Annotated in this window: 19 protein-coding genes and 1 pseudogene; 14 read left to right on the top strand and 6 right to left on the bottom strand. The window is 66.0% G+C overall.

Going from position 1 to position 25,067, the window contains the following annotated elements:
* Window positions 1-5 precede the first annotated feature (5 nt).
* Window positions 6-1,055: an L-threonylcarbamoyladenylate synthase gene (locus tag AB3X96_RS27850; RefSeq protein ID WP_368592261.1), complete on the top strand. Its 1,050-nt coding sequence runs from the start codon at window positions 6-8 to the stop codon at window positions 1,053-1,055.
* Window positions 1,056-1,161: 106 nt separating this feature from the next.
* Here the strand turns inward: AB3X96_RS27850 and AB3X96_RS27855 are convergent, their stop codons facing one another.
* The 3 genes from AB3X96_RS27855 to dacB all read right to left on the bottom strand — a co-directional run bounded on the left by AB3X96_RS27855 (window position 1,162) and on the right by dacB (window position 5,314).
* Window positions 1,162-2,382, bottom strand: coding sequence for an SGNH/GDSL hydrolase family protein (locus tag AB3X96_RS27855; RefSeq protein ID WP_368592262.1), 1,221 nt, complete (start codon window positions 2,380-2,382; stop codon window positions 1,162-1,164).
* Between the two features lie 83 nt (window positions 2,383-2,465).
* Window positions 2,466-3,485: a sterol desaturase family protein gene (locus AB3X96_RS27860; protein WP_368592263.1), complete on the bottom strand. Its 1,020-nt coding sequence runs from the start codon at window positions 3,483-3,485 to the stop codon at window positions 2,466-2,468.
* Window positions 3,486-3,673: 188 nt separating this feature from the next.
* The gene (gene dacB, locus AB3X96_RS27865; RefSeq protein WP_368592264.1) at window positions 3,674-5,314 is read right to left on the bottom strand and encodes a D-alanyl-D-alanine carboxypeptidase/D-alanyl-D-alanine-endopeptidase; all 1,641 of its coding nucleotides are present in this window, start codon (window positions 5,312-5,314) and stop codon (window positions 3,674-3,676) included.
* Between the two features lie 258 nt (window positions 5,315-5,572).
* On the opposite strand from dacB, the gene AB3X96_RS27870 reads away from it, so the two are divergent.
* The 6 genes from AB3X96_RS27870 (at window position 5,573) to AB3X96_RS27895 (ending at window position 11,294) form a co-directional block, all read left to right on the top strand.
* On the top strand, window positions 5,573-6,235 hold the full coding sequence (locus tag AB3X96_RS27870) for a response regulator (protein WP_013090417.1): 663 nt from the start codon (window positions 5,573-5,575) through the stop codon (window positions 6,233-6,235).
* Window positions 6,236-6,239: 4 nt separating this feature from the next.
* Window positions 6,240-7,538, top strand: a complete 1,299-nt coding sequence (locus AB3X96_RS27875; RefSeq protein WP_368592265.1) for an ATP-binding protein — start codon at window positions 6,240-6,242, stop codon at window positions 7,536-7,538.
* A gap of 168 nt (window positions 7,539-7,706) precedes the next feature.
* Entirely contained in the window at window positions 7,707-9,233 is a 1,527-nt protein-coding gene (locus AB3X96_RS27880) for a DegQ family serine endoprotease (RefSeq protein WP_368592266.1), read from the top strand.
* Window positions 9,234-9,501: 268 nt separating this feature from the next.
* A complete protein-coding gene (locus tag AB3X96_RS27885; RefSeq protein WP_368592267.1) occupies window positions 9,502-9,996 on the top strand; it encodes a carboxypeptidase regulatory-like domain-containing protein in 495 nt (164 codons plus the stop codon).
* A gap of 147 nt (window positions 9,997-10,143) precedes the next feature.
* Complete coding sequence (locus AB3X96_RS27890) at window positions 10,144-10,524, top strand: DUF427 domain-containing protein (RefSeq protein WP_013090413.1); 381 nt, start codon at window positions 10,144-10,146, stop codon at window positions 10,522-10,524.
* A 35-nt stretch (window positions 10,525-10,559) separates the two neighbouring features.
* The gene (locus AB3X96_RS27895) at window positions 10,560-11,294 is read left to right on the top strand and encodes a CoxG family protein (RefSeq protein WP_368592268.1); all 735 of its coding nucleotides are present in this window, start codon (window positions 10,560-10,562) and stop codon (window positions 11,292-11,294) included.
* Window positions 11,295-11,402: 108 nt separating this feature from the next.
* Here the strand turns inward: AB3X96_RS27895 and AB3X96_RS27900 are convergent, their stop codons facing one another.
* Window positions 11,403-12,398, bottom strand: coding sequence for a helix-turn-helix domain-containing protein (locus tag AB3X96_RS27900; protein WP_368592269.1), 996 nt, complete (start codon window positions 12,396-12,398; stop codon window positions 11,403-11,405).
* A gap of 173 nt (window positions 12,399-12,571) precedes the next feature.
* Here AB3X96_RS27900 and AB3X96_RS27905 point away from each other — a divergent pair, with 173 nt between their 5' ends.
* Entirely contained in the window at window positions 12,572-13,210 is a 639-nt protein-coding gene (locus AB3X96_RS27905; protein WP_368592270.1) for an isochorismatase family protein, read from the top strand.
* A 95-nt stretch (window positions 13,211-13,305) separates the two neighbouring features.
* Here AB3X96_RS27905 and AB3X96_RS27910 read toward each other — a convergent pair whose 3' ends face one another.
* Entirely contained in the window at window positions 13,306-13,947 is a 642-nt protein-coding gene (locus AB3X96_RS27910) for a TetR family transcriptional regulator (protein WP_368592271.1), read from the bottom strand.
* A gap of 426 nt (window positions 13,948-14,373) precedes the next feature.
* On the opposite strand from AB3X96_RS27910, the gene AB3X96_RS27915 reads away from it, so the two are divergent.
* The 3 genes from AB3X96_RS27915 to AB3X96_RS27925 are packed head-to-tail and all read left to right on the top strand — an operon-like array spanning window position 14,374 to window position 20,362.
* Complete coding sequence (locus tag AB3X96_RS27915) at window positions 14,374-15,597, top strand: efflux RND transporter periplasmic adaptor subunit (RefSeq protein WP_368592272.1); 1,224 nt, start codon at window positions 14,374-14,376, stop codon at window positions 15,595-15,597.
* 18 nt (window positions 15,598-15,615) lie between these two features.
* Entirely contained in the window at window positions 15,616-18,846 is a 3,231-nt protein-coding gene (locus AB3X96_RS27920) for an efflux RND transporter permease subunit (RefSeq protein ID WP_368592273.1), read from the top strand.
* Window position 18,847: 1 nt separating this feature from the next.
* Window positions 18,848-20,362, top strand: a complete 1,515-nt coding sequence (locus tag AB3X96_RS27925; RefSeq protein ID WP_368592274.1) for an efflux transporter outer membrane subunit — start codon at window positions 18,848-18,850, stop codon at window positions 20,360-20,362.
* Window positions 20,363-20,477: 115 nt separating this feature from the next.
* Here AB3X96_RS27925 and AB3X96_RS27930 read toward each other — a convergent pair whose 3' ends face one another.
* The gene (locus AB3X96_RS27930) at window positions 20,478-21,887 is read right to left on the bottom strand and encodes a nucleobase:cation symporter-2 family protein (RefSeq protein ID WP_368592275.1); all 1,410 of its coding nucleotides are present in this window, start codon (window positions 21,885-21,887) and stop codon (window positions 20,478-20,480) included.
* A gap of 468 nt (window positions 21,888-22,355) precedes the next feature.
* On the opposite strand from AB3X96_RS27930, the gene AB3X96_RS27935 reads away from it, so the two are divergent.
* From AB3X96_RS27935 to fghA, 3 genes and pseudogenes are all read left to right on the top strand, one after another.
* The gene (locus AB3X96_RS27935) at window positions 22,356-23,822 is read left to right on the top strand and encodes a xylulokinase (RefSeq protein ID WP_368592276.1); all 1,467 of its coding nucleotides are present in this window, start codon (window positions 22,356-22,358) and stop codon (window positions 23,820-23,822) included.
* A 131-nt stretch (window positions 23,823-23,953) separates the two neighbouring features.
* Window positions 23,954-24,085 (top strand): annotated as a pseudogene (locus AB3X96_RS27940) (S-(hydroxymethyl)glutathione dehydrogenase); the annotation flags it as partial.
* A gap of 108 nt (window positions 24,086-24,193) precedes the next feature.
* Window positions 24,194-25,048 carry an S-formylglutathione hydrolase gene (gene fghA / locus AB3X96_RS27945; protein WP_368592277.1) on the top strand — a complete coding sequence of 285 codons (855 nt, stop codon included), beginning with the start codon at window positions 24,194-24,196 and terminating at the stop codon, window positions 25,046-25,048.
* Window positions 25,049-25,067: the final 19 nt, after the last annotated feature.

The following is a 25,067-nucleotide window of genomic DNA, read 5'->3' on the forward strand; positions in this document are numbered from 1 at the left end:
GCGCCATGCCGGATCAACAGAAACCCGCCGAGGACGCTACCAACGCGTTGCCGGTCAGCGCCGCGCAGATCGAGCACGCGGCGACCCTGCTCGACGCGGGTGGGCTCGTCGCGTTTCCGACCGAGACCGTGTACGGCCTCGGCGGCGATGCCGAGAACCCGGACGCGGTCGCGCGCATTTACGCGGCGAAGGGGCGGCCGGCCAATCATCCGGTGATCGTGCATCTCGCGCCGCATGGCGATCCGAACTACTGGGTCGAACATTTGCCGGCGGATGCACAGCGCCTGATCGACGCGTTCTGGCCGGGGCCGCTCACGCTGATACTCAAGCGCGCCGCGCGCATTCCCGCGGCGGTCAGCGGCGGGCAGGATTCGGTGGGCTTGCGCTGCCCGTCGCATCCGGTAGCGCAGGCCTTGCTCGAAGCGTTCAGCGCGTTGCGCGGCGGCCATGGCGGCGTCGCCGCGCCGTCGGCGAACCGCTTCGGACATGTGAGCCCGACCACCGCGCAGCATGTGCGCGACGAGTTCGGCAGCGCGATTCATGTGCTCGATGGCGGCGCGTCGGATGTCGGCATCGAGTCGACGATTCTGGATCTGTCGCGCGGCTTTCCGGCGCTGCTGAGGCCCGGTCGCGTGACGCCGCAGGATATCGCCGACGTGCTTGGAGAGGCGCCGCGTCTGCCTGACGGGTCGGATGCGACCGCGCCGCGCGCCTCGGGCACGTTGAAAGCGCATTACGCGCCGCGCACGCCGCTCGCGCTGCTGCCGTTTAGCGAACTCGAGCCGCTGCTCGCGGTGCGCGCACCGGGCGAGCGCGTCGCGCTGGTCGCGCGCGCGTCGCGTGCGGGACAGTGGGCCGGTGCCGACGGCGTGCATTTCGTCGCGGCGCCGGAAGACCCGCACGTCTATGCGCGCGAACTCTACGGCTTGCTGCGCGCGCTCGATCGCGCGAACGTCACGCGGATTCTGATCGAGAAGCTGCCCGACACGATCGAATGGATCGCGGTCAACGATCGGCTCGGGCGCGCGGCGGCGGCATTCGAAGCGCAGCGCTGAGGTGTTCGGCTAGCTGCGCGGCGTAGCGTGGCTACCGGAAATAGACAAAGGCCCGGCTCGTTCAACGAGCCGGGCCTTTTGCTATCCAGGCAAGCTTGACGCAGTGTTACTTGCCAAGCCCGCTAGCAGCGATCTGCTTCTCGACCTGCTGCGCGATCAGCGCTCCCGTATGCGTGGTCGGATGTACGAGGTCGGCGAAGATGTAGCTCTGGTCCGCGCCGGCCACCGTGTAGGTCTCCGGCGAACAGAACAGCGACGACGCGAGGGCGGTGCCGAAAGCCGCCGCCGTCTGGCCGGAGGCGAGCACGCTCGGGTTCTTCGTCGCGTACGCGGTCGCGGCCGCAGCCATCGACGTCAGGTTACACGCGGTGCCCGTATTCGACACGGTGAAGCCGAGCGCCTGGTAGTTGGCCAACGTCTGGTCCAGCAACGCGAACGAGTCCAGGTAGATCACCTGCGAGGTCGACGCGAGCCCTTGCTTCAGCACGCCGTTGTAGGTCTGAACCAGTGCGTTGATGAGTGCCTGGCCTGATGTGCCCGCGGCGAGCCCTTGCGGCGTCTGCGCGATGTCCGGCACGTTTGACACCACCACATGCGTCGCGCCCGCGGCGACGATCTTTTGCACCGTGGCGACGAACGTGGTCGCCGCGGTCTGGATCGCCAGCAACTCGGTCTGCGTGGCCGTAGCCGACGCGGTGGCGGCCGCCGCCTGTGCGGCGGCCGCGCTGCCGCCGGCCTGGAGCACCGCCGTGGCCGCTGCCGTGCCGGCAGCCGAGACCGTTTGCACCGCGACGAAGATGTCGTTCGCGCCGCCGTTGATCAGCACGAGCTGGTTCGAATTGAAGCTGTTGTTGTGCGCAGACAGATACTCGCTGACCTGTGTCGTGACCGGCACCGTAGTCGCGGCCATGTTGTTCGGCGCGAAGCCGACCCCCGGCTGCAGATCGACACGCGAGCCGCCTTGCGCATAACCGAGACCGCCCGCCGCGGTGAGCGGGTTGCCGAAGCCGCCGACGTACGCGGGGGTGAGCGTGCCGCCATAGTACTCGGCGACCTTCTGCGTCCAGATTTCGCCCGGATTCGTCGTGAAGCGGCCGCCGCCCGTGCCGACGTTCGCCTGAACCGCCGCCTGGTAGGTGCCGACATCCGACAGACTGTCGCCGAACGACACGACCTGCAGCGAGACGCCCCCCGGCGGCGTGTTGCTGCTCGAACTATTGTTGTCTCCGCCACCGCCGCACGCTGCGAGCGCTGCGAACACTGCGCTCGCCACGGCGATCTGCGTGACGCGCAACCATTGCTGTTTCTTCGAAGCGGTTTGATTCATGTTGACTACATCTCCTCGTATGTGTGGCCCTTGATGCCATGTGTTGCAGGCGGCGTCCACCGCGTTGGCGGCGTGACGACAGCTTACAGAATCTTCTGCGGCGTGCGCGATGTCCGCAGCGCGGCCATATGGTTCGGGTTCAAGCCGGGTAGTTCGGCGGTGGCTTTGCTCATGGTGTCGTTCGTACCCGCATGGGGATGCGCGTTCGATCCCGCGTGGAGGCCGCTGGCGCCGCCAGGCATCACCGCGCGCTGCGCATGATAAGCGGCGGCCCAGGCGGGCGGCGCGAACAGCGCGCGCCACTTGTTGCGCCAGCCGCGCACGCTTGCGAAGTCCGCGGCCATCGACGCCCATTCGTGGAACGTCGCTTTCAGCGGGTTGTACGTGTAAAGCGGCTCGACGATGCCGTATCGCGGCGTCTCGTGCGGATCTTCGTCGACGTAGCTGCCGAACAGGCGATCCCAGATCACCAGCACACCTGCGTAATTGCGATCGATGTAGCGATCGTTGCGCGCATGATGCACACGATGGATCGACGGCGTGTTGAACACGTACTCGAGCCAGCCGAGCTTGCCGATCACCTGCGTATGAACGAAGAACTGGAAGCCGAGATTGATCAGCACGATCGCGACGATCTGCTCAGGGGCAAAGCCGAGGAACGCGAGCGGAATCCAGAAAATCCACATGCCGGCGATCGGGTACATCAGGCTCTGGCGGAACGCGGTCGAAAAATTCATCCGCTCCGACGAGTGATGCACGACGTGCGCGGCCCACAGCCAGCGCACCCGATGACTGCAGCGATGAAACACGTAATAGAGCAGGTCCTGCGCGACGAACAGCACGACGAACGACAGCCACGTCGCTGGCCATGTATGAATGCGGTAGTGCTCGTAGAAGAACGTGTAGACAGGGATGATCGCGAGCCACGCGAGCTTGTCGGCGGCCTGCTGCAGCAGCGCGAGCGCGGCGTTGCACAGCGTGTCGCGCCAGCTGTAGAGCCGCTCGGCCGGGCGCGTGCGGCTCACGTGCCACGCCTCCCAGCCGATGCAGGCAAGAAAGACGGGCGCCATGGCGAGCAGCAGCAATTCGGCATCGAATTGCATCGTGTCTCCCTTCCTGGTCCCTGACCGCCGCGCGGTACGCGGCGGGTGGTGTCGTTATCGTTGGTGAAGGTCGCGCGGTCCGACGACCGGCGCCCTGCACGGCAAGCGCGTGGTGTCGCGCACCGCATGATGCCCGACAGCGTACACGGTTAGAAGCTTGCCGCGCGCGGCATCGCTAGAAGGAATACTCAGTGGCCGCCGCGCTTGCGCGGGTTTTTCCTGGGCTTCTCGCGCACTTCCTCGATGGGCGCGGCGACCTTCGTGAAGCCCTGCGACGGGCCTTCGTACACCCATTCGAGCAGCGCGTCGTGTGCGGCGCGCGCCGCTTCGGAATGCGGATCGTTGATCAGGCTGACGACGATGTAGCTGTTGCCGTCGGCCGATGCGACGTAGCCCGCGATCGCGCGCACGTCGCGCAGCGTGCCGGTCTTGATGTGAGCGTTGCCGCCCGCGCCCTGGCTGGTCAGGCGGTTGCGCATCGTGCCGTCGACACCGGCGATCGGCAGCGAATCGACGAACACCTGCGCGACCGGGCTCGCGTTCGCGCGCTGCAGCACATCGGCGAGCGCGAGCGCGGTGATGTGCTCGTCGCGCGACAGGCCCGAGCCATTGTCGAGCGACAGGTATTCGGTGTTCAGGCTGTCGCGGGTCAGGAAAGCTTCGACCGCGCGCGCGGCTTTCGCGGGCGTGGCGGGCGCTCTTTCCTCGGCGGCGCCGATGGTCAGGAACAGGTTGCGCGCCATCGTGTTGTTGCTGAACTTGTTGATGTCGCGAACGATGTCCGACAGCATCGGCCCCTCGTGCGTCGCGACGAGCTTCGCGCCAGCGGGCACCGCGCCTTCGCGGGTCGTGCCCGTGAAAGTGCCGCCAGTTTGCTGCCACAGCGCGAGGAAGCCGCGCGCGAAGAACGTCGAGTGATCGAGCACGGCGACGTTGATCGTGCGCAAATCGCAACGCACCGGCAGGTCGCCGATGAACGACGCAACGAGCGTGCCGTCAGGCTGTGGCGTGACGGTCGGCGTCGGCAACTCGCCGCGGCATGGGCCGTTGGTCGCGCGCAACTGGTTGTCGATGCGCAACTGAGCGAGCGGGGGCAGCACGTCGATCGCCACCGTGCCGTCGGGCGATGGCGTCAGCGTGAACGACAGCGATTTGAACGCGTACAGCAGCGGATCCGGGCCGACGTTGTACGGTGCGTTCACGTCGTCGTCGAACGCGGGCAGGTCGCGGGTCGACGGATCGAAGTAGCGCTTGTCGAGCACTAGCGCGCCGTCGATGCCGTTGATGCCCGCCTTGTGAATCTTCTGCACGAGGTCGATCAGTTCTTCGGGCACGAGCTTGGGATCGCCGGTGCCCTGGATGTACAGATTGCCGTGGAGCACGCCGTTCGCGTCGAGCGGGCCGTCCGCGTACGCGCTGGTGCGCCAGCGGTAGCCGGGGCCGAGGATCGACAGGCCTGCATAGGTGGTGACGAGCTTCATCGTCGAGGCGGGCATCATCGGCTTGCCGGCGTTCAGCGCGAGGATCGGCGTGCGATCGCCGACCTTTTCGACGACCACGCTGATCGACGACAACGGCACGTGCGCGCGGTGCAGACCGACCATCACCGGTTGCGGCAGTACCGTCGTGACGTTGACGCTCGGATGTGTGGCCCTGATGCGTGCCTGCGCGGCCAGCGGCAGCAGCGCGCCCGCGCCGAGCGTGGCGGCGCAGAGCCAGACGGCGGCGCGCGTCGCGAAGCGGTTAGGCATGAAGACTGCGCGATGGAGCATACGGCGCGAGCGCAGCGCCATACGGCGTGCGATGGAAGACAGAAAAGCGTGCGTCATGAACGGGTGAACGGGCAAACGGACGAGCGGGATTTCAAGGTGTGCGGCGTGCAGCGTGCGCGGGACAATGAAACGGCAAGCTGGTCGGTTCGACGGCGCGGTAGCGCGCCGTCGCGCTACCCAACGGCCGTCGCGCGACGCAAAGCGCCCATTGTAGTGACATGCCGCGACGCTGCGGTGAAAAAAGCGCCACACACCGCGCAGGCCGGAAGCGGGCGCTAGAATGCGGCATCATCCAATCATTTGGAACGGACAACCATGCGCATCCTGCTAGTCGAAGATGACCGGATGATCGCCGAAGGCGTGCGCAAGGCGCTGCGCGGCGAAGGCTTCGCCGTCGATTGGGTCGAGGACGGCGAAGCGGCGCTGCACGCGGCGGCAGCCCAGCCTTACGATCTCGCGTTGCTCGATCTCGGTCTGCCCAAGCGCGACGGTCTCGAGGTGCTGCGCGCACTGCGCGCGCGCGGCAATGCGCTGCCGGTGCTGATCGTCACCGCGCGCGACGCGGTCGCCGATCGAGTCAAAGGCCTCGACGCCGGCGCTGACGATTATCTTGTCAAACCTTTCGATCTCGACGAGCTCGGCGCGCGCATGCGAGCGCTGATCCGGCGCCAGTCCGGCCGCAGCGATTCGACGATTCGCCACGGCAACTTGACCCTCGATCCCGCGTCGCACCAGGTCACGCTCGATGGCGCGCCGGTCGCGCTGTCCGCGCGCGAATTCGCGTTGCTCGAAGCGCTGCTCGCGCGGCCCGGCGCGGTGCTGTCCAAGAGCCAGCTCGAGGAAAAGATGTACGGCTGGGGCGAGGAGATCGGCAGCAATACCGTCGAGGTGTATATCCACGCGCTGCGCAAGAAGCTCGGCGCCGATCTGATCCGCAACGTGCGCGGGCTGGGCTACATGATCGCGAAGGACGCCTGAGCCGATGCGCTCGATTCGCCGACAACTGTTGTTCTGGCTGCTCGCGCTCATGCTGCTCGGCGTCGGCATCGCGGGTTGGCTGATCTACCGGCAGGCGCTCGCCGAAGCGAACGAACTGTTCGACTACCAGCTCGAGCAGATCGCCGCGGCGCTGCCGGCGGAACCGTTCTCGCAGGTGCTCGGCCGCGATACCGGCGACGAGGGCATCGTGCTGCAGATCTGGAACCGCAACGGCATGCTGATGTATTACTCGCGGCCCCGCGCGCCGCTCGCGCCGCGCGCCGAACTCGGTTTTTCGACCGAGCGCACGGACCGCGGCGAATGGCGCGTGTATGGCGCGATCGTCGGTGACAACGTCGTGCAGCTCGCGCAGCCGCTGTCGGTGCGCAACCGGCTCGCCGCCGATGTCGCGCTGCGCACGCTGTGGCCGCTGATCGTGCTGCTGCCGCTGCTCGGGCTCGCGGTGTGGGTGATCGTCGGCCGCGGACTACAGCCGCTGCGGCGCGTGACGAGCGCGCTCGACACGCGTCATCCCGAAGCGCTCGATCCGTTGCCCGATCAGCGCTTGCCGCTCGAAGTGCGGCCGCTCGTGCGGGCGCTGAACGGGCTACTGCAACGGCTCGCGACCGCACTAGATATCCAGAAGGCGTTCGTTGCCGATGCCGCGCACGAATTGCGCACGCCGCTTGCCGCGGTACAGATTCAGGCGCAACTGGTCGCGCGAGCCAGGGACGACACGGCCCGCGGCGAAGCGCTCGCCGATTTGCAAGCGGGCGTAACGCGCGCGACGCGCCTCGCCGAGCAACTGCTCGCGCTCGCGCGCGCCGAGCCGGACGGCGCCGCCGTCGCCGGGATGCTCGATCTGCGCGAGCTGCTTCAGGAGTGCGTCGCGACCTACGCGCCGCTCGCGGTGAATCGCGGCGTCGACCTCGGCATCGAGGCGAGCGAGCCCGCCAGCGTGACCGGCGACGCCGAAGCGCTGCGCGTGATGTTCAACAACCTCGTCGACAACGCGACCAAGTACACGCCGCGCGGCGGCAGTGTCGACGTCAGCCTGCGCGTCGAGGACGGCCGTCCGGTGGTGCGGATCGCCGACAGCGGCCCCGGTATCGATCCGGCCGATCGCGAGCGCGTGTTCGACCGCTTCTATCGCGCGGGAGTGGGCGCGAATCGCGCGCGCACCGACGTGACGGGCAGTGGCCTCGGTCTCGCGATCGTGCGCCGGATAGCCACGCAACATCATGCTCAAGTCTCGCTCGGTGAATCGCCGACCGGTGGTTTGCAGGTCATCGTCCGCTTTTGAGCATGGTGGTTTACTGTTCGGCTCGAACCGGCGTTCATGCCGTCGCGACGGGCTGTTGCGGCCGGTCCGATAAGGTTCCCGCGATCTGTCGCTGCTTAAGACTCTTTTAAGTGACGCCCCTTACGCTCCTCGACATCCACAGTCACTTTCTCCAGTCAGGAGCTCATGATGAACGCGAAAACCTTGTCCCGCGGCGCCGTTGCGGTAGCTGTGGCCGCTGCGCTTTCAGCCGGCTATGTGGCGGGCCATCGCGATGTGCCCGCACCGCAGATCATCTCGCCGGCGGAAGCCGCCGCGATGATGCCGGCCGAAGCTGCCGCCAAAACCGGTATCCCCGATTTCTCCGGTCTCGTCGAGACTTACGGTCCGGCCGTCGTCAACATCAGCGCGAAGCACGTGGTCAAGCAAACGGCGATGCGCGGTAATGGCGGCAACCGCAATGGCAACCAGTTGCCGATCGATCCGAACGATCCTTTCTATCAGTTCTACAAGCGGTTCTTCGGCGGCGTGCCCGGCATGCAAGGCGGCGATGGCGGCGATGGCGGCGACGCGCCCGACCAGCCGAGCGCGAGCCTCGGCTCGGGCTTCATCATCAGCAATGACGGCTACATTCTGACGAACGCGCACGTGGTCGATGGCGCGAACGTCGTCACCGTGAAGCTCACCGACAAGCGCGAGTTCAAGGCGAAGGTGGTTGGCGCCGACAAGCAGTCCGACGTCGCCGTGCTGAAGATCAACGCGAGCGATCTGCCGACTGTGAAGATCGGCGATCCGCGCCAGAGCAAGGTTGGTCAGTGGGTCGTCGCGATCGGCTCGCCGTATGGCTTCGACAACACCGTGACATCGGGCATCATCAGCGCGAAGTCGCGCACGCTGCCCAACGAAAACTACACGCCGTTCATCCAGACCGATGTGCCGGTGAATCCAGGCAACTCGGGCGGTCCGCTCTTTAATCTGCAAGGCGAAGTCATCGGCATCAACTCGATGATCTACTCGCAGACAGGCGGCTTCCAGGGCCTGTCGTTCGCGATCCCCATCAGCGAGGCGATCAAGGTCAAGGACGATCTCGTCAAGACCGGTCACGTGAGCCGCGGCCGTCTCGGCGTCGCGGTGCAGGGCTTGAACCAGACGCTCGCCGAGTCGTTCGGCATGCAGAAGCCGCAAGGCGCGCTGGTCAGCTCGATCGACGCCAACGGTCCGGCGGCGAAGGCTGGCTTGCAGCCGGGCGACGTGATCTTGTCGGTGAATGGCGACGAAGTCAGCGATTCGACGGATCTGCCGTCGAAGATCGCAGGCCTCGCGCCGGGCAGTTCGGCAACGCTGAAAGTGTGGCGCGATAAGGCCAGCAAGGACGTGAAGGTGACGATTGGCTCGTTCTCGGACGTGAAGGTCGCGTCGGCGAGCAAGACCGATCAGCAGACCCAGTTGCAAGGCCGTCTCGGTGTCGCGGTGCGGCCGCTGACGCCGGAAGAGAAGAGCAGCGCGTCGGTGTCGCACGGTCTGCTCGTGCAGCAGGCGGGCGGTGCGGCGGCGAGCGCCGGCATCCAGACGGGCGACGTGATTCTCGCCGTCAACGGCCGTCCGGTCACGAACATCGATCAGTTGAAGCAGATGATTTCGGGCGCAGGCAACAGCATTGCGCTGCTGATCCAGCGGGACAACGCGCAGATTTTCGTGCCTGTTGATCTCGGCTGATCCAGTTATCTGGGCGGTTCGAAGGGATCTCCCACCCCAGTTTGAGCTGTAGTAGCGATTGCCGGTCCTTTGCATTTACTGCAAGGACCGGCTTTTTTTCGCCCGTCGGAACCGCGCTGCAGCGAGCGGCATGGACAGACCGAGGGGTGTCAGGCGGGTTGGTGCCACGATGGTCGTGCATGTTGGTCGACGCTGCGGAATGGTTGGCACATAGGTTGCTTCAATCGTTCAGGGTCTGGACAAGGCCTCGAACAAGGAGAGCGAACCGATGAAAACCCAACGCAAGCAGCAAAGGATCGTAGCCGCCGCGCTGTGCGCGGCGCTCACGCTCGGACTGGCGGGCGGCGCGTACGCGCAGCAGGCGGGCGTGACCGGTGGCTCGACGACCGACGACACCAGCGCGGGCAACACCAACGGCGGCGGTCTGCCGCAAGTCCAGCAGCAGGGCGACGTATCGTACGTATCGGGCGGTGTCGGCCTCGACGAATCGCGGGCGCTACGACAAGCGCAAACCCAGTGGCCATTGACCCTGCGTTTCACCGGACCCAACGCAGAGTTTCTTGCCGATGTGCACGTGCGCATCGTGGATGCACATAACAGCGAAGTGCTTAACACGACGTCGCGCGGACCATTCATGCTGGTGCGCCTGAGCCCCGGCCGCTATACGGTGCACGCGAATTACAACGACAACGAACAGAGGCGCTCGGTTAGTGTGCCCGCGCACGGCAACGTAAAATCCGCGTTCACCTGGAACGTGAAGTAACGGCTCGATCCGTCCGCCGCTGCGCAGGAAGCGCGCGCAATCGGCCGGAGTTTGGCCGATAATGAACCCACGGGCGTGTCCCGTGGTTTTGCCGTTGTTGCGGCAATAGCCGGTAGTGCAGCGCACACCCCATCATGGAGCCTGGACATGAGCGATGCGTCGACATCTGCGGAACGGCCGGACGGCCATACCATCGTGATTCGCGACAACGGCCATCGCGTGCGCGTGATTCACGGCGGCGTGACGATGGCCGACACCCAGGCTGCGCTGACGCTATCGGAGACCGGCCTCGCCGACGTGTTCTATTTCCCGCGCGAGCACGTGAATATGGCCCGGCTCGAACGCTCGACGCACACGTCGCATTGCCCGTTCAAGGGCGACGCGTCGTACTTCCATCTGCGCACCGAAGACGGCGTGATTGAGAACGCGGTGTGGTGTTACGAAGCGCCGTTCGAGCAGGTCAGTCGCATCAAGGGCTATCTCGCTTTTTACGCATCGCGTGTCGACCGCATCGATCAGACGTCCTGATCCCGCAGTCGGCGCGTTCATCGGGGGAGGTTGTCATGGAACTGAACGACGCGTTACGGATTCCGCTGCCGCCGTCCGAGGTCTGGGACGCGTTGCAGGACCTCGCGCTGTTGCGTGCCAGCCTCGACAACTGCGAGTCGTTCGTGCGTCTCGCCCACGGCGAATACGCGCTGACGATGACCGTGCCGCTCGGCCCGTTGCGCGCGCATTATCAGGCGCGCGCACACGTTGCCGGCCAGGATTCCGGCCCGGCGGACGCGCAGCGCCGCACCATCAACTTCAAGGCACGAGCCGAGGGCATCGGCGCGTTGCGCGGTCAGATCGAAGTACGTTTGCGCGCGGACGACGGGCGCGAGCGCGGCACGCGCATCGATTACACGTTGTGGGCGACGTCGTCGGGTCCGCTCGCCGAGCTGCCGACGCGCCAGCTCGAGAACGCCTTGCGGCAGATCGCCGACGACTTTTTCGCCGAGTTCGACGCCGTCGTGCGCGCCAAGCACGGCAAGGGGCCGAACCGCGCGCGTGGCACGGCGCCGCGTCGCCAGTACGTGTTTTTGCGGCCGATCACACTTGGCGGCATCGCGCGGCGCACGCGCATCGAGCACGGCCAGGCTCCGCCCGGACGCGCGGCAAGCGCGTCGCACAGCTGGTCGCATGGCGTGCCGCATCAAGAGCCTGGTCAGCATGTCGTGCCGTACTGGGCGTGGGCCGGGATGATCTTTCTGGTCGCGCTGTTGTTGTACGTCGCGCGCTGGCTCAGCGAGCATTGACGCCGCGCGGCGCGCGCAGCGCCTGATGCAACGCGCGATAAACATCCCCGCGCGACTACGAAATCCCGGCGGCGCACTACGAAATAGCGGTGCTCCCGCCACCTTCAACTAATCCCCGCGAAACTCCCGCCGCCACGCGCTGGGCGACGTTCGAAACGCGTCCGCGAAATGCTGCCGCAGCGATGCGGCCGAGCCGAATCCGGCGCCCGTCGCGATCGCTTCGACCGACTCGTCGGTGCTTTCCAGCAGTTGTTGCGCCCGCGCGAGCCGCTGCGCGAGCAGCCACGCGCCGACGGTCGTGCCGGTCGCGAGCCGGAAGCGTCGCGTGAAGGTGCGGCGGCTCATCAACGCGCGCGCGGCGAGTGTGTCGAGCGTATGCGGCGCGGCCAGGTTGCCGCTCACCCAGTCGAGCAGGCCAGACAGACGGTCGCCACGCGGGTTCGGCGGCATCGGCTGCTGCACGTATTGCGCCTGACCACCCTGGCGATGCGGCGAGACGACCAGCCGGCGCGCGACGTGGTTGGCCACCCGCGCGCCGCAAATCTTGCGCAGCACATGCAGGCAGCAGTCGAGGCCGGCGGCGGTGCCGGCCGAGGTCAGCACGTTGCCGTCGTCGACGTACAGCACGTCGGGGTCCAGCCGCACGCGCGGGTAGCGGCGCGCGAAGTCGTCGGCCCAGGCCCAGTGCGTCGAAGCGGGCCGTCCATCGAGGATGCCCGCCGCGGCCAGCACGAAAGCGCCGAGGCACAGGCCGACAAGCAGCGCGCCGCGCGCATGCGCGGCCCTCAGCGCGTCGAGAAGCGCGGCGGACGGCGTTTCGTCGGGATCGCGCCAGCTCGGCACGATGATCGTCTGCGCGTCGGCCAGCGCTTCGAGTCCGTGCGTGACCGCGATCGAGAAGCCCGCGGTCGTCGCGAGCGCGCCCGTCTCCACAGCGCAGACGCGGAAGTCGAAGGCGGGGACACCGCCGCCGCGGCGGTCCTCGCCGAACACGACGCACGGCACCGACAGATGGAACGGGCTGATGCGATCGAACGCGACGACGGTGACGACGTGGCGCGGCGCCTGATCGGAGATAGCGTCGGAAGATGCGAAGTTGGTCATGCCGCACGCCTCATTCATGAATGCCAGAAGTATGGCCCGATTCTAGCGAAGCTTGTCATTTGGGCCGCTGTCGGCGGGCAGGCAGCGGAGCAACAATGCCGTCATTGCCGTCGCGCCGCGGCCATCTCGCCGGGCGCGCGCCATCGACCGTTTTTCTGACAAGGAGCCCTGCCATGAACACACCTGCGCCGCGCCGCGCGCTGATCGTCATCGACGTGCAGAACGAATACGTGAGCGGCGACCTGCCGATCGAATTTCCGGACGTGCGCACGTCGCTCGCCAACATCGCTCGCGCGATCGATGCGGCGCGCGCCGCCAGCGTGCCGGTCGTCGTCGTGCAGAACGTCGCGCCCGCCACCTCGCCGCTGTTCGCGCGCGGCAGCGCGGGTGCGGAACTGCACACGGTCGTGAGCTCGCGCGCTCATGACCATTTCGCCGAGAAGTCGCTGCCGAGTGCATTCGCCGGCACCGATCTGGCCGACTGGCTCGCCGCCCGGCAGATCGATACGCTGACGGTCACCGGCTACATGACTCACAACTGCGATGCGTCGACGATCAACCACGCGGTGCATGCCGGCCTCGCCGTCGAATTCCTGCACGACGCGACCGGCTCGGTGCCGTATGAAAACAGTGCAGGCTTCGCGAGCGCGGAAGAGATTCATCGCGTGTTCAGCGTGGTGCTGCAGTCGCGCTTCGCGGCGGTTGCGAGCACCGACCAGTGGATCGCGGCGCTAAACAGCGGCGCGCCGCTCGAGCGCGGCAACATCTATGCGTCGAATCAGGCGGCGCGAGCGCGCCGTGCGGTTGCCTGAACCCGGCGCGGGGGGCGGGTGGCCCGTTCCACAAATAGAAAGCGGGCGGTTCACCGAACCGCCCGCTGTGCCAATCCTCAACCCTTGCGCGCCTTCTACGCCGCCTTTCTGCGCAACGCCGGACTGACGCGCAAGCCGTCGAACATCACTTCCACCATCTGCTGCGCGTGCGCGCCGAAGTCGGTCGCGTCGGGCAAAAACAGCATGTCGCGCAACGAGCCGCCGACGAACGCGTGCACCATCGCCGCGGCAAGTTTCGTGTCGAGGTCGGCGGGCATCTGGCCTTTCGAGATCGCGTTGCGCAGACCGCCCTCGAGCTTCTCGAGCCCCTCGCGCATATTGGTCTGATAGCGTTCCATCACCGGCCCCATCTCTTCGACCAGCTCGCACTTCAGGAACAGGATGTCGAACACGCGGCGGCGGCGGGGATCGTTGGCGGTGTCGCGCAGGCAAACCACACAAATTTCCATGATGCGCCCGAGCGGATCGGCTTCGTTGGGATCGAGCGATGCCGCCTTCAACTCGTCGAGCGGCAGCAGCACGCGGTCGAACATTTCGGTGAAGAGCTCGCTCTTGTGTGCGAAGTGCCAATAAATGGCGCCGCGCGTCACGCCTGCGGCCTGGGCTATATCGGCCAGCGACGTGCGCGACACGCCCTTCTGGAAGAAGATCCGTTCGGCCGCGTCGAGAATGCGGTTGCGCGTCTCCAGCGCCTCTTCTTTGGTTCTTCTGACCATATTGGTATGACCTGCGCTGATCCTAGGGTTTATGCGGGCGTTTTTAAGTCGGCCTGATGACAATTTGACTATTTCTGCACCAAATTGCGACGCGAATTTGCGGCCCCCGGTCCCTGGAAGATATAAACGCACTTTTACATGCATTCGTGAATGTATATATAATAGCACCCCACGATCGGATAGCCCAAGCCGTGACGACCGGTTAATATCCGTCACTGTTGTCTTCCAAAACGCTATCGCAGCCGCCAAACGGCGGTGCTGTGCGGCATTCCCCGGTATGGCGCATTAGTAGCAGGGTGCCCTGCAGGCGCAGGTTTGCATCCATGGGCTTCCGGTTGAGCGTCGAGAGACGCCTGTGTGCGCTGTCGTCCCCGGGGTAGGGATGCGCGCACTTTTTCATTCTCAGTCTTTGACAGAGGTCGCTCCATGCGCGTCGAACGGGTTTCATTCCGCTTAATCAGTGCCGCGACGGCTGCCATCTTGCTGGCGGCGTGCGGACCAAAACAATCTGCCCCGCCGCCCCAGACGCCCGAAGTCGGGGTCGTCACCCTCCAGCCGACGACCGTGCCCGTCGTCACCGAACTCCCCGGTCGTACCAGTGCCTTCCTCGTCGCGCAAGTGCGCGCGCGGGTCGACGGCATCGTGCTGCGCCGCGAGTTCACCGAGGGTAGCGAGGTCAAGGCCGGTCAGCGTCTGTACAAGATCGATCCGGCGCCCTTCATCGCGTCGTTGAACAACGCGAAGGCATCGCTTGCCAAGGCGCAGGCGAACCTCGCGACAACCACCGCGCAGGCCAGTCGCTACAAGGTGCTGGTCGCGGCGAATGCGGTCAGCAAGCAGGACTACGACAACGCGGTCGCCGCCGAAGGCCAGGCCGCCGCCGACGTCGCCGCCGGCAAGGCCGCGGTCGATACCGCGCAGATCAACCTCGGCTATACCGACGTGACCTCGCCCGTAACCGGCCGGATCGGCGTGTCGCAGGTCACGCCGGGCGCCTTCGTGCAGCAGAGCGCGGCCACCCTCATGGCCACGGTCCAGCAGCTCGATCCGATGTATGTCGACCTTACGCAATCGAGCCTCGATGGTCTGAAGCTGCGCCGCGACATGCAGGAAGGGCGTCTGAAGACGACCGGCCCGGGCGCCGCGCAGGTCACGCTGGTGCTGGAGGACGGCCGCATCTATTCCGAGAAGGGCAAGCTGCAGTTCACCGACGTGACGGTCGACCCGGGCACCGGCTCGGTCACGGTGCGCGCGATCTTCAAGAACCCGAACCACGTGCTGCTGCCGGGCATGTTCGTGCGCGCGAAGATCGAAGAGGGCGTGAACCAGAACGCGCTGATCGTGCCGCAAGTCGGCGTCACGCACGACCAGAAGGGTCAGCCCACCGCGCTCGTCGTCGGCAACGACAACAAGGTCGAGCTGCGTCAGCTCGTCACCACGGGCACTTTCGGCTCGTACTGGGTGGTGTCGAACGGCCTGAAGCCGGGTGACCGCGTGATCGTCCAGGGCACCGACAAGGCGCGCCCCGGCCAGCAGGTCAAGCCCGTGCCGGCGCAACTGCCCGGCACCCCGGCTTCCGACGCGGCCGCTGGCGGCGCCCAGACAGGTCAACCCGCGGCTCAGCCTGCCTCCGCCGCTTCGGGCGCGTAATAACAGGGAGCCCGCCTCATGGCAAAGTTCTTTATTGATCGCCCGATTTTTGCATGGGTGATCGCCATCATCCTGATGCTAGCGGGTCTCGCGTCGGTGTTCACATTGCCGATCGCGCAATACCCGACCATCGCGCCGCCGGCCATCCAGATCAGCGCAACCTATCCGGGTGCTTCGGCGGAGACGGTGCAAAACACCGTCACGCAGGTGATCGAGCAGCAGATGAGCGGTCTGGACCACCTGCTGTACCTCGCGTCGACCTCGGACGACTCGGGCACGGCCACCATCACGCTGACGTTCGCTGCCGGCACCAACCCTGACATCGCGCAGGTGCAGGTGCAGAACAAGCTGCAGCTCGCCACGCCGCTGCTGCCGCAGGCGGTGCAGCAGCTCGGCACCCGGGTCACGAAGTCGAGCAGCAGCTTCCTGCTGGTGATGGCGTTCGTGTCGACCGACGGCAGCATGAACAAGTACGACCTCGCGAACTACGTCGCGTCGAACATCCAGGATCCGATCAGCCGTATCGACGGTGTGGGCACGGTGACGCTGTTCGGCTCGCAGTACGCGATGCGGGTCTGGCTCGATGCCAACAAGCTGAATAACTTCAGCTTGACGCCGCTCGATGTCCAAGCCGCGCTGCAGGCGCAGAACGTGCAGGTCGCGGGTGGCGCGCTCGGCGGCACGCCGTCGGTGCCGGGTCAGGTGCTGCAGGCCACGATTACGCAGGCCACGCTGCTCAATACGCCCGAGCAGTTCGGCAACATTCTGCTGAAGGTGAATCAGGACGGCTCGCAGGTGCGTCTGCGCGACGTGTCGCACATCGAGCTCGGCGGCGAAAACTACAACTTCGACACCAAGTACAACGGTCAGCCGACGGCAGGCTTCGGTATCCAGCTCGCCACGGGCGCGAACGCGCTCGCCACCGCGAAGGCGGTGCGCACGAAGATCGCCGAACTGTCGAAGTACTTCCCGCACGGTCTGGTGGTGCAGTACCCGTACGACACGACGCCGTTCGTGCGCCTGTCGATCGAGGAAGTGGTCAAGACGCTGCTCGAAGGTATCGTGCTGGTGTTCCTCGTCATGTACCTGTTCCTGCAGAACCTGCGCGCCACGCTGATCCCAACGATCGCGGTGCCGGTGGTGCTGCTCGGTACGTTCGCGATCATGAGCGTGGTCGGCTTCTCCATCAACGTGCTGTCGATGTTCGGTCTCGTGCTCGCAATCGGTCTGCTGGTGGACGACGCGATCGTGGTGGTGGAAAACGTCGAGCGGGTGATGCAGGAGGAGGGCTTATCGCCTCGCGAGGCAACCCGCAAGGCGATGGACCAGATTACCGGCGCGCTCGTCGGCGTGGCGCTCGTGCTGTCGGCGGTGTTCGTGCCGGTGGCGTTCTCGGGCGGTTCGGTCGGGGCGATTTACCGGCAGTTCTCGCTGACGATCGTCGCGGCGATGGTGCTGTCCGTGCTCGTCGCGTTGGTTCTGACGCCGGCGCTGTGCGCGACGATCCTGAAGCCGATTCCGAAGGGTCATCACGAAAAAGCCACCGGCTTCTTCGGCTGGTTCAACCGTACCTTTAACCGGAGCCGCGACAAGTATCACTCGGGCGTGCACCACGTGATCAAGCGCTCGGGCCGCTGGCTCATCATCTATATGGTGGTGATCTTCGCGGTGGGCCTGCTGTTCGTGCGCCTGCCGAAGTCGTTCCTGCCTGACGAAGACCAGGGCACGATGTTCGTGCTGGTGCAAACGCCGTCGGGTTCCACGCAGGAAACCACCGCGCGCGCGCTGAAGGACGTGTCGGACTACCTGCTGACCGACGAGAAGGCGATCGTCGAATCGACCTTCACCGTGAACGGCTTCAGCTTCGCGGGTCGTGGCCAGAACGCGGGTCTGGTGTTCGTGCGGATGAAGGACTACGCGCAGCGTCAGCATTCGGACCAGAAGGTGCAGGCACTGGTGCGGCGGCTGTTCATGCACTTCAGCGGCTACAAGAACGCGGTCGTGTATCCGGTCAATCCCCCGTCGATTCCTGAACTCGGCACCGCGGCGGGCTTCGACTTCCAGTTGCAGGACCGCGGGGGCATCGGTCACGCGAAGCTGATGGAAGCGCGCAACATGCTGCTCGGTCTGGCGGCGAAAGACCCGACGCTCGCGCAGGTGCGTCCGAACGGCCTGAACGATACACCGCAGTTCAAGGTGAGCATCGACCACGAGAAGGCTTCGGCGCTCGGCGTGTCGCTCTCCTCCATCGACCAGACGTTCTCGATCGCCTGGGCCTCGGCGTACGTGCAAAACTTCCTCGACACCGACGGCCGGATCAAGAAGGTGTACCTGCAGGGCGACGCGCCGTTCCGGATGAAACCGGAAGACGTGAATGCCTGGTTCGTGCGCAATGGCGCGGGCGCGATGGTGCCGTTCTCGGCCTTCACGAACACCGCGTGGACCTTCGGTTCGCCGAAGCTCGAGCGCTATAACGGAATCCCGTCGGTGGAAATCCAGGGTGCGGCCGCGCCGGGCAAGTCGACCGGTCAGGCGATGGTGGCGATGGAGCAGATCGTCACCAAGCTGCCGGCGGGTGTCGGCTACGAGTGGACGGGTCTGTCGCTGCAGGAGCGTCAGTCGGGCTCGCAGGCGCCGATCCTGTACGGCATCTCGATTCTCGTCGTGTTCCTGTGTCTCGCGGCGCTGTATGAAAGCTGGTCGATCCCGTTCTCGGTGATCATGGTGGTGCCGCTCGGCGTGATCGGCGCGCTGCTGGCCGCGACGCTGCGCGGGCTCGAGAACGACGTGTTCTTCCAGGTGGGTCTGCTGACCACCGTGGGTCTGTCGGCGAAGAACGCGATTCTGATCGTGGAATTCGCGCGAGAACTGCAGCAGAGTGAAGGCATGGGGCCGATCGAGGCCGCGCTCGAAGCGGCGCGTCTGCGGTTGCGACCAATTCTGATGACCTCGCTCGCGTTCATTCTCGGCGTGCTGCCGCTCGCGATCAGTAACGGCGCGGGTTCCGCCAGCCAGCACGCGATCGGTACCGGCGTGATCGGCGGCATGTTGACGGCGACCTTCCTCGCGATCTTCATGATCCCGATGTTCTTCGTCGTGATTCGCGCGAAGTTCGGCGGTGAGAAGGAAGACCCGGACGAGGCGCTGCGCCACTACGAACAGCACCATCCGCACGATCCGCAAGGCGGCGCGACGGGTGGCACGACCGACGGGTCGAATGGCAATGGCTCGGGCAAGGATGGGCATTGAGATGCAAAAACACTCTTTGATTGCAGTGGCAGTCGCGCTGCTCGCCACGGGTTGCACGCTGGCGCCGCATTACCAGCGGCCCGCGGCGCCCGTAACGGCGACCTTCCCGACCGGCGGCGTGTACGACCAGCAGCCGGGCGCGCAGGGCGCGCGCAGCGCGGACGGCCAGGCCGCCGCCGACATCGGCTGGCGCAACTTCTTCGTCGATCCGCGTCTGCAGCAGCTGATCGAAATCGCGCTGAAGAACAACCGCGATCTGCGTGTGTCGGTGCTGAACATGCAGGCGTCGGCGGCGCAGTACCGCATCGTGCGCGCGGGTCTGTTCCCGACGCTCGACGCCGCGGCCTCGCAAAGCAGGTCGCGCACGCCGAAGGACCTGACTTTCACCGGCGTCACGATCTCCAACACGTATTCGGTGGGCTTGAACGCGTCGTGGGAAATCGACTTTTTCGGGCGCGTGCAGAGTCTGAAGGATCAGGCGTTGGCCAAGTATCTCGGCACCGCGCAGGCGCGCAAGGCCGCCGAAATCGCGCTCGTGGCGCAGGTGGCGAACCAGTACATGACGGTGCTCGAACTGGACGATCTGCTGAAGGTCACGCAGAACACGCTGAAGACGGCACAGGAGTCGTTTCGGATCACCAAGCTGCAGTTCGACAACGGCACCGGGTCGGAACTCGATCTGCGCCAGGCGCAAACGGTCGTCGAGACCGCGAGCGCGGACCTGCAGACGCAAACCCGGTTGCGGGCCCAGGCTGACAACGCGCTGGTGCTGCTGATCGGCGAGCCGCTGCCGGCTGATCTGCCGGACGGCCTGCCGCTGAACGACCAGAGTCTGCTCACGGATATTCCAGCGGGCCTGCCGTCCGATCTGCTGACGCGCCGTCCCGACATCATGGAGGCCGAAGAGAATCTGCTCGCGGCCAACGCGAACATCGGCGCGGCGCGCGCCGCGTTCTTCCCGAGGGTCACGCTGACCGGCAGCGCCGGCACGCTGAGCCCGACGCTCGGCGGGCTGTTCAAGCCGGGTTCGGCGGCATGGAGCTTCGCGCCGTCGATCACGCTGCCGATCTTCGAGGGCGGTCAGAACATCGCCAACCTCGATCTCGCCAACATCGAGAAGAACGTGCAGATCGCCACCTATGAAAAGGCGATCCAGACGGCCTTCCGTGAAGTGGCGGACGGACTGGCCGCGCGCGGCACGTACGACGAGCAGATCGCGGCGCTCGAGCGGGACGTCGCGGCCGAGCAGCGCCGGCTGGATCTGTCGACCCTCCGTTATACGAACGGCGTCGACAGCTACCTGGCGGTGCTGACCGCGCAGACCTCGTTGTACGTGGCGCAGCAGGCGCTGGTCACCGCGCGCATGGGACGTCTGCAGAATCTGGTCACGCTGTACCAGGCGCTCGGCGGTGGCTGGATCGAGCACAATGGCGACCAGCCGCGTCCCGCCGACGCGCCGGTCGACTACGGTGCGGCCAGTGCACCGGTCGCGGCTTCGGCGGCGACGGCAGGGTGAGCGCTTCGGCTCGATGAATCGCTGAAGTGAAGCAAAAACGCCACGGCATGCCGTGGCGTTTTTGTTGATGCGCGGCGTTCCTTGCCGCTCGGCGCGGCAGCGACGCATCAAAAGCTCAATGCAGATCCGCCGCCCGCAGCATCTCGTTGCCCTGCGGCTCGCTGCCCGCGCTATTGTCGAGATCGTGCCCGGCGCGGCGAAGCTCGCTCTTCGCCTTCTTCTCGCTCTTCACGCCGTTGAAGATCAGGTTCAGCACGACCGCCGACACCGACGCAAGCAGAATCCCGCTGTGCAGCAGCGGCGACAACGCCGGCGGGAGTTGCGAGAAGAAGTGCGGCGACACCACCGGCACGAGGCCGAGCCCGATGCTGACCGCGACGATGAACAGGTTGTGCTGATTCCTGACGAAGTCGACTCGCGACAGCACCTTGATGCCGTTCGCCGCGACCATGCCGAACATCACGATGCCCGCGCCGCCGAGCACGAACGCCGGCACCGACGCGACCACCTGCGCCATCTTCGGAAACAGTCCGAGCAGCACGAGGATCACGCCGCCCATCGCGCAGACGAAGCGGCTCTTCACGCCGGTCACGCCGATCAGCCCAACGTTCTGCGAGAACGACGTATGCGGGAACGAGTTGAAGATGCCGCCGATCAGCGTGCCGAGACCATCGACGCGCAAGCCGCGCACCAGCGTTTTCTGATCGACCGGACGATCGACCATGTCGCCGACCGCGAGGAACATGCCGGTCGATTCGATGAACGTGACGAACATCACGGTGACCATCGTCGCGATCGACAGCGGATCGAAGCGCGGCAGACCGAAGTGGAACGGCATCACGAAGCCGACCCACGGCGCGTGCATGACGCCGTCCAGGTTGACGCGGCCGAGCATCAGCGCGATAGCGAAGCCCGCGACGATACCGAGCAGCACCGAGATATTGGCGACGAACCCCCTGGCAAACTTGTTGAGCAGCAGGATCAGCGTCAGCACGAGCAACGACAGGCCGAGGTAGACCGGATTGCCGTATTCGGGATTGCCGACATCGCCGGCCGCCCAATTGATCCCGACTTCCATCAGCGACAAACCGATCACCGAAATCACGACGCCGATCACGACCGGCGGGAAGAAGCGCAATAGCTTGCCGACCGCGGGCGCGAGCAGGATACCGATCATGCCGGCCGCGATCGTCGAGCCGAAGATGTCGAGCAGGCCGAGCGAAGGATTGGTGCCGATCGCGACCATCGGGCCGACGGCCGCGAACGTGCAGCCCATGATGACCGGCAGGCGGATGCCGAAGATCCACAGTCCGAGCGTCTGGATCAGCGTGGCGATGCCGCAGGAAAACAGATCGGCGCTGATCAGAAAGGCGACCTGGTCTTTCGGCAGTTTCAGCGCGGCGCCGATGATGAGCGGCACCGCGACCGCGCCAGCGTACATGACCAGCACGTGCTGGATGCCGAGAGTAAGCAACTGGCCGGCCGGTAGGCGCTCGTCGCACGGGTGAACCGTGTTCGCTTGCATATCGTCTGTCTCCACCATCTCGTTTTGGGATGACTCCAAGGTATCGGGGACGAAAAGTCGCAACAAGACCATACGTGGCTATTCCGGCATTCCCGGCGACGATATGCACAGGCCTATTTTGAAAGGCAAATCAAAGCCGCGCGTGGGACGGATCGGCAGCGCAGCGGCGGCAAGCCCTACGCGGCGGCGATTGCCGGCGGTGCGTCGCGTGCGCGGCGCGGCTTCGTCGTCGGCGGGGAGATGTGTGAGAATCAATGGCGTGTATCACGCTTCACGCATAGTCCTGTTTTGACGACGCTCGCCGCACGAGGGGGTTAACCCGCGAATGGGCTTTTTTCTGCGAGTTTTTCGACCCGTTCGCCGAACGTTCGCGGTGTCGCGGCGGCCTGGTTTATTTGCTTCGCTTGCATGTCTCGTCGCCAGCCTCGCTGGCTCCTTCCTCATCGTCATTCCAACGTCCCTGCGCTCATGAGTTTTCTCGGCATCGACCTCGGCACCGGCTCCCTGAAAGCGGCAATCGTCGACGAACATGGACGCGAGCAGGCGGTATCGAGCGTCGCGTATGCCCTCGTTACGCCGCACGCGGGTTGGGCCGAAATCGACGTCGAGACATGGTGGAACGCGCTCGTCGATGCGATGGCGGGCCTGCCGCGCGAGCTGCGCAATGGCGTGCGCGCGATCGGCTTCTCCGGTCAGATGCACGGCGTCGTGGTGCTCGATGCAAGCGGCGCGGCGGTGCGGCGCGCAATGCTGTGGCCCGACTCGCGCGCGCTCGCCGTGCTCGACGCGTGGCCGGAGCCGCAACCGAATCCGGTCGCGCCCGGCATGGCCGGTCCGCTGCTGCGCTGGCTCGTGCTGCATGAACCGGAGGCCGCGCGCCGCACGCGCTGGGCGCTGCAGCCGAAGGACTGGCTGCGCGTCGCGCTCGGCGGCGCGTGCGTAACCGATGCGTCCGATGCATGCGCGACCGCGCTCGCCGATCCCGCCGGCGCGTGGGACACGGCGCTGCTGGAGCGGCTCAAGATTCCGCGCGAGTGGTTCGCGCCGCTGGCGTCGTCGTATGCGGCGTCAGGCGCGCTGTCGCCGCAGGCCGCGCAGGCACTCGGTTTGCGGGCCGGTATCGTGCTCGCGACCGGCGCCGCGGACACACCGTGCGCGGCGCTCGGCAGCGGACTCGCGCAGGACGGCGACGCGCTGCTGACGACCGGCAGCGGCGGACAGATCGTCGTGCTCGCGAACGACGAACCGGCGCCGCTGAAGGGCTTGCATCGCTATCGGGCGGCGAGCGATCACTGGTATCGGATGGCGGCGATGCAGAACGTCGGCATCGCGTTGGAGCGGGTGCGCGGGTGGCTGTCGTATGAGTGGGCGCAGGCTTACCGCGACGCATTCGGCGATGCCGCTGATGCAGCCGCCGATGCAACGGGTCACGCCGCGTCGACGCTGACTTTCCTGCCGTACCTGACCGGCGAGCGCACGCCGTGGCTGAACCCGCAGGCGCGCGGCGGCTGGCTCGGTTTATCGCTCGAGCACACGCGCGGGGCGATGATGCGCGCCGCGTTCGAGGGCGTGGCGTTCTCGTTGCGCGCCGGGCTCGACGCGATTCGCGCGAGTGGCGCACCGGTGACGGCGCTCAAGCTCGCTGGCGGCGGCTCCGTCGATGCACGCTGGCGGCAACTGCTCGCCGATGCGCTCGACGTCGAACTGCACGCGGTCGATTGCCCGAACGCGGCGCCGCGCGGTGCGGCGATCCTTGGCGGCCTCGCGTGCGGCCACTGGCTAACGCGCGATCTCGCCGCGCTCGCGCCGGGCGCGACGCGCGTTGCGGGTCCGCGAGGTGATGCGGCCCTTGCTGAACGGTATGCGCGCTTCGTCGAGCTGTACGGCCGGGTCGAGCCGTGGTTCGGTGGCGGGGCGCCGCGCGGAGCGCAGTAGCAGCGGCGGCGCAGCCTTCGCGCGCTATGCAATACCATTACGCTTTTCGCGCGCCACGTGGTCGCCGGGCACGCGATGCCCATTTCGCATTCACGCACTCACGCACTCACGGACTGGGAGGAGCATTGACGATGAAGAGCAAAGCAGCAATCGCATGGAAAGCCGGCGCCCCGTTGACCATCGAGGAAGTCGATCTCGAAGGTCCGCGCGCCGGTGAGGTCCTGATCGAGGTGAAGGCGACGGGCATCTCCCATACCGACTACTCCATCACGCACCGTCTGCCGCTCGAGCGTATCAACGAGGGCTTTGATCTGATGAAGAAGGGCAAGTCGATCCGCTCGGCCGTGCTCTACTAAGCGAGGAATCTCACGATGCTCGAACTACTATCGTCGCACGCCTGTCATGGCGGCGAGCAGCGCTTTTACCGGCACGAGTCGCGCGCGATCGGTCTGCCGATGCGCTTCTCGGTCTATCTACCGCCGCAGGCATTGCATGAGAACGCGGGACGTGTGCCGGCGTTGTTCTATCTGGCCGGACTGACCAGCACGGAAGAAACGTTTCCGATCAAGGCCGGCGCGCAGCGCTTCGCGGCACAGCATGGGCTCGCATTGATCGCGCCGGACACGAGTCCGCGCGGCGCGGGCGTGCCAGGCGAGAGCGATGCGTGGGACTTCGGCGTCGGCGCGGGCTTTTATGTGGACGCCACCGAGGAGCCGTGGTCCAGGAATTACCGGATGTACTCATACGTGCGGGATGAACTGCGCGAGACGGCGCTTGCGAACCTGCCGATCGATGGCGAGCGCCTCGGCATCTTCGGTCACTCGATGGGCGGGCACGGTGCGCTGGTGCTTGCGCTGCGCAATCCGGACATTTATCGGTCGGTGTCGGCGTTCGCGCCGATCGCGGCGCCGATGCGTTGTCCGTGGGGCGAGAAGGCGTTCAGCGGCTATCTCGGCGAGAACCGTGAAGCGTGGAAGCAGTACGACGCGAGCGAGCTGGTCGCGCACGCGACGCGCAAGTTCGCGGCAGGGATTCTCGTCGATCAGGGACTCGCGGATCAGTTCCTGCCCACGCAGCTGAATCCCGACGTGTTCGAGGCGGCGTGCAAGGCCGCGGGGCAGCCGTTGACGTTGCACCGGCACGAAGGCTATGACCACGGCTACTACTTCATTTCGACGTTCATCGAGGATCATCTCGCGCATCACGCGAAGGTGTTGCTAGGCTGAAAAACGTCGTAAAACGCGG

It is taken from the genome of Paraburkholderia sp. BR13439, assembly GCF_040948805.1.
Classification (GTDB): Bacteria; Pseudomonadota; Gammaproteobacteria; order Burkholderiales; family Burkholderiaceae; genus Paraburkholderia; species Paraburkholderia youngii.

Coding starts and splice junctions, on each gene's coding strand:
- AB3X96_RS27860 (WP_368592263.1), bottom strand. CDS start 3,485: ATGCAATTCGATGCCGAATTGCTGCTGCTCGCCATGGCGCCCGTCTTT.
- AB3X96_RS27935 (WP_368592276.1), top strand. CDS start 22,356: ATGAGTTTTCTCGGCATCGACCTCGGCACCGGCTCCCTGAAAGCGGCA.
- AB3X96_RS27875 (WP_368592265.1), top strand. CDS start 6,240: ATGCGCTCGATTCGCCGACAACTGTTGTTCTGGCTGCTCGCGCTCATG.
- AB3X96_RS27885 (WP_368592267.1), top strand. CDS start 9,502: ATGAAAACCCAACGCAAGCAGCAAAGGATCGTAGCCGCCGCGCTGTGC.
- AB3X96_RS27930 (WP_368592275.1), bottom strand. CDS start 21,887: ATGCAAGCGAACACGGTTCACCCGTGCGACGAGCGCCTACCGGCCGGC.
- AB3X96_RS27895 (WP_368592268.1), top strand. CDS start 10,560: ATGGAACTGAACGACGCGTTACGGATTCCGCTGCCGCCGTCCGAGGTC.
- AB3X96_RS27910 (WP_368592271.1), bottom strand. CDS start 13,947: ATGGTCAGAAGAACCAAAGAAGAGGCGCTGGAGACGCGCAACCGCATT.
- fghA (WP_368592277.1), top strand. CDS start 24,194: ATGCTCGAACTACTATCGTCGCACGCCTGTCATGGCGGCGAGCAGCGC.
- AB3X96_RS27880 (WP_368592266.1), top strand. CDS start 7,707: ATGAACGCGAAAACCTTGTCCCGCGGCGCCGTTGCGGTAGCTGTGGCC.
- AB3X96_RS27900 (WP_368592269.1), bottom strand. CDS start 12,398: ATGACCAACTTCGCATCTTCCGACGCTATCTCCGATCAGGCGCCGCGC.
- AB3X96_RS27925 (WP_368592274.1), top strand. CDS start 18,848: ATGCAAAAACACTCTTTGATTGCAGTGGCAGTCGCGCTGCTCGCCACG.
- AB3X96_RS27915 (WP_368592272.1), top strand. CDS start 14,374: ATGCGCGTCGAACGGGTTTCATTCCGCTTAATCAGTGCCGCGACGGCT.
- AB3X96_RS27920 (WP_368592273.1), top strand. CDS start 15,616: ATGGCAAAGTTCTTTATTGATCGCCCGATTTTTGCATGGGTGATCGCC.
- AB3X96_RS27850 (WP_368592261.1), top strand. CDS start 6: ATGCCGGATCAACAGAAACCCGCCGAGGACGCTACCAACGCGTTGCCG.
- AB3X96_RS27890 (WP_013090413.1), top strand. CDS start 10,144: ATGAGCGATGCGTCGACATCTGCGGAACGGCCGGACGGCCATACCATC.
- dacB (WP_368592264.1), bottom strand. CDS start 5,314: ATGACGCACGCTTTTCTGTCTTCCATCGCACGCCGTATGGCGCTGCGC.
- AB3X96_RS27870 (WP_013090417.1), top strand. CDS start 5,573: ATGCGCATCCTGCTAGTCGAAGATGACCGGATGATCGCCGAAGGCGTG.
- AB3X96_RS27905 (WP_368592270.1), top strand. CDS start 12,572: ATGAACACACCTGCGCCGCGCCGCGCGCTGATCGTCATCGACGTGCAG.
- AB3X96_RS27855 (WP_368592262.1), bottom strand. CDS start 2,382: ATGAATCAAACCGCTTCGAAGAAACAGCAATGGTTGCGCGTCACGCAG.